General features: G+C 59.1%; 4 protein-coding genes. 2 read left to right on the forward strand and 2 right to left on the reverse strand.

The features are described 5' to 3' along the window. The first annotated feature begins 18 nt into the window (after positions 1–18). Together AB5Y53_RS02410 and AB5Y53_RS02415 are read left to right on the forward strand one after the other, a co-directional pair. Positions 19–1,950: a bifunctional diguanylate cyclase/phosphodiesterase gene (locus AB5Y53_RS02410; RefSeq protein ID WP_039040011.1), complete on the forward strand. Its 1,932-nt coding sequence runs from the start codon at positions 19–21 to the stop codon at positions 1,948–1,950. Between the two features lie 58 nt (positions 1,951–2,008). Further along, positions 2,009–2,197 (forward strand): hypothetical protein, encoded by a 189-nt coding sequence (locus tag AB5Y53_RS02415; RefSeq protein ID WP_010673139.1) that lies wholly within the window; start codon positions 2,009–2,011, stop codon positions 2,195–2,197. A 64-nt stretch (positions 2,198–2,261) separates the two neighbouring features. Here AB5Y53_RS02415 and rluA read toward each other — a convergent pair whose 3' ends face one another. Both rluA and rapA read right to left on the reverse strand, forming a co-directional pair. Then, positions 2,262–2,918, reverse strand: a complete 657-nt coding sequence (gene rluA, locus AB5Y53_RS02420) for a bifunctional tRNA pseudouridine(32) synthase/23S rRNA pseudouridine(746) synthase RluA (protein WP_042864434.1) — start codon at positions 2,916–2,918, stop codon at positions 2,262–2,264. Between the two features lie 112 nt (positions 2,919–3,030). Further along, the gene (gene rapA / locus AB5Y53_RS02425) at positions 3,031–5,898 is read right to left on the reverse strand and encodes an RNA polymerase-associated protein RapA (RefSeq protein WP_368181059.1); all 2,868 of its coding nucleotides are present in this window, start codon (positions 5,896–5,898) and stop codon (positions 3,031–3,033) included. Between the last annotated feature and the right edge of the window lie 434 nt (positions 5,899–6,332).

A 6,332-nucleotide genomic window follows, 5' to 3' on the forward strand; every position in this document is an offset into this window, starting at 1 on the left:
GGTTTACGGGAGTACTGGGTGAAAGCGAAGACCAGGGCCTGGCCCTTACTCGGCGTTCTTTATCTATCCATTCTGTTGTTCACGGGTAGCACCCTCTATTGCCTGGTGCAGATACAAAATGCGACCCGGGTGATGGAGAAGTACACCTATGACGTCTCATGGGCATTGATGCAGTTGCAGCTCGAGCTGGGCCGCTTTCTCAATGCCGTCGAGATTTACCACTATGGCGGCATAGACCAGGAAGCCCTGCTGCTCCGCTATGACATTCTCTGGAGTCGTACCCCCATTCTCCTGAGCGGCCAATTGAGAAAAAGCCTCGCGGACAATCCGAAGACGCTGCGGCTGGTGAAACTGACTGAAAGCAGTATCCGCAAGCTGGAGCCTGATTTGGTCAAACTCAAACCGGGGACGCCGGATTACCAACAAGTCATGATGACACTGGCGCCCTTGCAGGAACCCCTCTCTTACTCTCTTGCTTCCGTCATGCAGAACAACATCAACGTCTATACGGGCAACGACGCGCGTTTTGGCCAGTTGCGCAATGCCCTGCTGTTCATGGTGTCGGGGCTGGTGGTGTCCGTCATTCTGCTCAGCGGCCTGCTGGTGCGAGAAGCCAGGCGCCATTTCAGGACCGCTAGGATCGATCCCCTCACCGGGCTCGCCAACCGGCTGGCGCTGCTGGAAAAGATGGATGCCTATGTCACCCGTGACACCTCCTTCGGACTGGTGCTGGTCGACATCAACGACTTTCGTGATATCAACAGCAAGTTTGGCTACAACACTGGGGACCTCCTGTTGCAAGAGGTGGCAAAGCGGCTGCGCGCCCTGTGCGAAAACGGGGAGTGGGTGGCGCGTTTGGGGGGAGATCAGCTTGCCATGCTGCAACGGGAGGGGAGCGATCTTCGCCAGGTCAGGGAGCTCGTGGCCAGAGTGCTCCACTCCATCAAGCAAGACATCATCATCGACAACTACCCTTTCCGGCTTGAGGTTGGTATCGGTATCGCCTTCTTCCCGACCGACAGCAACCAGACCCAGGAGTTGCTCAGCCGGGCGGAGCAGGCCCTCTCCCACAGCCGTAAGACCCATGTTCCCTATGTCATCTATGACAGTTCCCTGCTCAACGAGACGGCCAGGCGCAAGCATCTTGCGTCCGACATGGTGATGGCGCTGGAGCACAATGCGCTCGAGCTCTATTACCAGCCCATCGTCAATCTGGAAAGTGGTCGCTGTGAAGCCGTGGAGGCGCTGCTGCGCTGGCGCCATCCCGAGCTTGGCTTTATCCCGCCCAACGAGGTGATCCAGGTGGCGGAAGAGTTTCAGCTGGCCGAGAAACTGGGTGGCTGGGTATTGAATACCGCATGTGAGCAACTTCATCAGTGGCAGCACCTGGGTTTGGTGGACTTGCAGATGTGCGTGAACATCTCCCCGGGCATGTACCAGCGCAACCTCTTGAAGCTGGTGGCCAGAGCGCTGATGGAGCACCATATTCCCGCATCCAGCCTGGTGCTGGAGGTGACGGAAGACACCACCATGCGCGAGGTCAAGAACTCGCTGCAGTTGATGCAGGATCTCAGCCAGCAGGGGGTACATCTGGCCCTTGACGACTTCGGCACCGGCTACTCCTCCCTCAGCTATCTGCAGAAGCTGCCGGTGAGCAAGGTGAAGATAGACAGGTCCTTCATTCAGGGTATCGACACCTCCATCGAGGCGGCCGAACTGGTCGCCAACATCTGCCGTATGGGCTCCATGCTTGGCAAGAAACTGGTATGTGAAGGGATCGAGACCCAGGGGCAGCTCGATGTGCTGCGCTCATTGACCGACATACATCTGTATGGGCAGGGATATCTGTTCAGTCGCCCGGAGCATGCTGAAAAGGCCTATCAGACATTGCTGGAGATGGAAGAGCGTTGGTTGGCCCGGCGCTCGCCGGACAAGGCATATCTGCGTTGAACGATATGGCTCATGTCTCATCGGGCCCGGCCGATAGTCTCTTGGCAGGAGGTACACAATGGATATTTCTAGTTCTGCAAATGCGTCGTTCGGTTCTGCACTGATGGTGGCCAGCCTGGCCAAAAAGCAGCAGACCCAAGAAGGCGAATCCGCACTGAAACTGCTGGAAACAGCAGCGCAATCCGCTCCGGCAGCGCCGACATCGGCCAGTGCTTCCCTCGGAAGCAAGATCGATATCCGCGTCTGAGCGATAAAAAAGCCCCCATCTCTCGATGGGGGCTTTCTTTTTATTGGGCTGTTATCTGCCAGGCTCAGACCGGGAAAGGGGCCGGTGCCTCGAAGGTCATCCGCTCGCCGCTTCTGGGGTGGCTGATGGTCAGGCTGGCCGCATGAAGATAAAGGTGCGGTGCAGCCGCCAGCGCATCCGGGTTGGCGTAGAGGTTATCGCCGAGGATGGGGTGACCCAGCTCCAGCATATGGACCCGCAGCTGATGGGAGCGACCGGTAATCGGGGTCAGCTTGATCAGGCTGTTGCCGTTCTCCACCTTCAGCTTCTGCCACAGGGTCAGGGCATGACGCCCCTCCTCAAAATCCACCTTCTGCTTCGGCCGGTTGGGCCAGTCGACGCAGAGCGGCAGATCCACTTCGCCCGCATCCTGTTCCGGTTCACCCCACACCCAGGCGAGGTAGTGCTTCTCGGTCTCCCGCTCGCGGAATTGCCGGCTCAGCTCCCGGTGGGAGTTGGGGGTGAGCGGGATCACCAGCACGCCGGTAGTCGCCATGTCGAGGCGATGGGCAGCCGCCGCTTTGGGATGCTGCTGCTTGACCCGATGGAGCACGCTGTCTTCATTCTCGGGGCCGCGTCCGGGGACGCTCAGCAGGCCAGTGGGCTTGTTGACCACCATGATGTCCTTGTCCTTGAACAGGATATCGAGCCAGGGTTCCAGGGGCGGTGAGTATACAAACATAGCGTCTCGCATCTTTGGTCAAAGCGGGGGCAAGCCCCCATTAGTTATGGATTACCACGATAAAAGTGCATGGCAGCCAACTCGCGTTGGGTTTGGCCATTTCACCGTTTTATCAGTTATGGGTAACCACAATAAAGCGGATGGCATCCAGCTTGAGCTGGGTCTGGTCGATCAGGTGGTGCAATTCTGCCTGCAGATTGCGCAGATATTCCAGCTCGCTGTCGCGCACATTCGGGTTGACCGCCTTGAGTGCCTCCAGCCTGTCCAGATCCTGTTGCAGGGTCTGCGCCATCTGGGCACGGGCCTTGTCGACAATCCCGGCTTTCAGTTCGTTGGCAATGACCTCGCCCTTGCCAATCAGGCCGTGGATCACCGGCTGGGATGCGGTAACCAGCTTGCTGCCAAGGTGGCGGTTGACCGGTGTCAGCTGGCGGTTGAAGGCATCGAATGCCACCTTCTCTCCCAGATTCTGGCCGTTCTTGTCCATCAGCAGACGGATCGGCGTCGGCGGCATGAAACGGTAGAGCTGGGGATGAGCCGCGGACTCGGCAACGAAGATCAGCTCAAGCAGGATGGAGCCGACCGGCAGCGCCTTGTTCTTGAGCAGTGCCACCGAGGTGGCACCGATCTCGGAACCCAGGATCAGGTCGATACCGCCGCGCATCATGGGGTGATCCCAGGAGAGCAGCGCCATGTCATCCCGCGACAGGGCGGTGTTGCGATCGAAGGTGATGGTCATGCCGTCTTGCGGCAGGCCCGGGAAGCTCGGCACCAGCATGTGATCCCCGGGAGTCAGCACCAGCGCATTTTCACCGCGATCATCCTGGTTGACGCCGATCTCGTCGAACATCTTGAGGGCGAAGGAGATCATGCCGGTGTCGTCATCTTCGGCGGCGAGCTTGTCGACCAACTGCTGGGCGGCCTCGCCACCGCTGGAGTGGATTTCCAGCAGGCGATCGCGACCCTGTTCCAGCCGGGCCTTGAGCGGCTCGTGCAGTTCGCGGGTCTTGGCCAGCAGGGCGTCGAGGGGGCCCTGCTCGCCGGTGTTGGCGGCCAGCAGCTCGAACAGCTCGTCACGTACCGCTTCGAACACCGGGCGGGCCGTCGGGCAGGTCTGCTCGAACGCATCCAGACCATCGTGATACCAGAGCTGCAGGGCGCGCTGGGCAGTCCCTTCCAGATAGGGAACGTGGATCTCGACGGTATTCTGCTGACCGATACGATCCAGTCGGCCGATACGCTGTTCCAGCAGATCCGGGTTGAGAGGAAGATCGAACAGCACCAGATGGCTGGCAAACTGAAAGTTGCGACCTTCTGAGCCGATCTCGGAGCAGAGCAGCACCTGAGCGCCCCCCTCAGCTTGAGCGAAATAGGCGGAGGCCTTGTCCCGCTCGAGGATCGACATCCCTTCGTGGAACACGGCGCCACGGATCCCTTCACGGGTGCGCAGCGCCTCTTCCAGGGCGATGGCGGTGGCTGCTTCGGAGCAGATCACCAGCACCTTCTGCTGACGGGCGGAGAGCAGCAGTTCCAGCAACCATTCGATGCGCGGGTCGAACTGGGTCCAGGTAGCGTTGTCGCCTTCGAACTGCTGGAAGATCTTCTCGGGATAGAGGTAGCGCAAGGCACGGGTCTGCAGATCGCCGCCATTGCCACCCATCATGCCCATCACCTTGATGGCGGTCTTGTACTGCTCCGGCAGCGGCATGGGGTAGACGTTGAGGTGGCGCTCCGGGAAGCCCTGAATATTGGCGCGGCTGTTACGGAACAGCACCCGGCCGGTGCCATGCTGATCCAGCAGCTTGGCGACCGCCTGCTGACGGGCGGCTGCATCGTTTAAGTCCAGCCCTTCCAGCTGGCTGGCGAGGATTTGCTTGGCTTCATTGCTCAGGGTTTCACCATCCAGCAGCTCCTGGGCTGCGCTCGCGACCTGACCGTAGGCCTGCTCCTCGGCGAGGAAGGCGTCGTAGTCGTAGAAACGCTCCGGGTCGAGCAGGCGCAGACGAGCAAAGTGACTCTGGTGGCCCAGCTGATCAGGGGTCGCGGTCAGCAGCAGCACGCCCGGTACTTGTTCGGCCAGCGCTTCCACCATTTCGTAGGCGCGGCTGGGGGCCTCCTCACTCCACTCCAGATGGTGCGCTTCGTCGACAACCAGCAGATCCCACTCGGCTTCCAGCACCTGCTCGAAGCGACGGCGCTTCTTGCGCAGGAAGTCGAGGCTGCAGATCACCAGCTGTTCGGTCTCGAAGGGGTTTTCCGCATCGGCGAACGCCTCGACGCAGCGCTCCTCATCGAACAGGGAGAAATGCAGGTTGAAGCGGCGGAGCATTTCGACCAGCCACTGATGCTGCAGGGTTTCGGGAAGCAGGATGAGCACGCGATGGGCACGGCCGGAGAGCAGTTGTTGGTGGATGATCATGCCCGCTTCTATGGTCTTGCCCAGGCCCACCTCATCGGCCAGCAGCACGCGCGGGGCGTAGCGGTGACCCACTTCGTGAGCGATATAGAGCTGGTGCGGGATCAGGCTGACTTTACCGCCCGCCAGGCCGCGAGTCGGATTGCGACGACGCTGGTGCTGGTTGACCAGCGCCTCGTAACGCAGGGTGAAACGGGACATGCGGTCGATTTGACCGGCGAACAGACGATCCTGTGGCTTGTTGAACTTGATGAAGTTGTTGAGAAACACTTCCTTGAGGACGACAGGCTCATCGGTGTCGGTGCGCGTGCCGACATATATAAGCAGGCCGTCTTTCTCCTGCACTTCTTCGACCGTCATGGTCCAGTCTTCGTGACTGGCTATCTGATCGCCCACATTGAAGCTGACCCGGGTCACCGGCGCCTCTTCTTTGGCATACATGCGGTTTTCACCGGTAGCCGGAAACAACAGGGTAACCATGCGTCCTTCAACAGCAACGACTGTTCCCAAACCCAGATCCGTCTCTGTATCACTGATCCAACGCTGGCCAAGTGCAAAAGGCATTAAACTCTCCAAAGCCCAAGAGTGTGGTAATCGCAAAGGGGCGCTATGTTACCCGAAGGCGGAAGCCCGATCATCATGGTTATGGCGTTCTGAAAAGCCAATTCGATACAACCTTGATCCGTCGACATCACTTATCCCCCTATAAATATAAAACGCGAGCGAATTGCACCCTTATTGGCTGCCAATACAGCGCATTGCTGCATTAGTGAGCGAACGAACCGTGGGTGTCATCTTTTTGCAATAATCCTCTTGCCAGAACGAATTCGCTCCCTATAATGCGCCTCCATCGACAGGGTAAGCGGCAACGCAAACAAGCCGGTCGGTAGCCTCGAAAAGCCTTTGAAAATAAGGCTTGACTCGAGAAGGCGGTTGAGTAGAATGCCACTCCCGCAGCAGCCAAAAGCTGCGTCGCTCTTTAACAATTTGAATCAAGC

It is taken from the genome of Aeromonas sp. R7-5 (assembly GCF_040908015.1).
Classification (GTDB): domain Bacteria; phylum Pseudomonadota; class Gammaproteobacteria; order Enterobacterales; family Aeromonadaceae; genus Aeromonas; species Aeromonas caviae.

Bases quoted from the DNA above. Each gene is read 5' to 3' on its own strand.
- AB5Y53_RS02415 (WP_010673139.1), top strand. From the start codon at position 2,009: ATGGATATTTCTAGTTCTGCAAATGCGTCGTTCGGTTCTGCACTGATG.
- rluA (WP_042864434.1), bottom strand. From the start codon at position 2,918: ATGTTTGTATACTCACCGCCCCTGGAACCCTGGCTCGATATCCTGTTC.
- rapA (WP_368181059.1), bottom strand. From the start codon at position 5,898: ATGCCTTTTGCACTTGGCCAGCGTTGGATCAGTGATACAGAGACGGAT.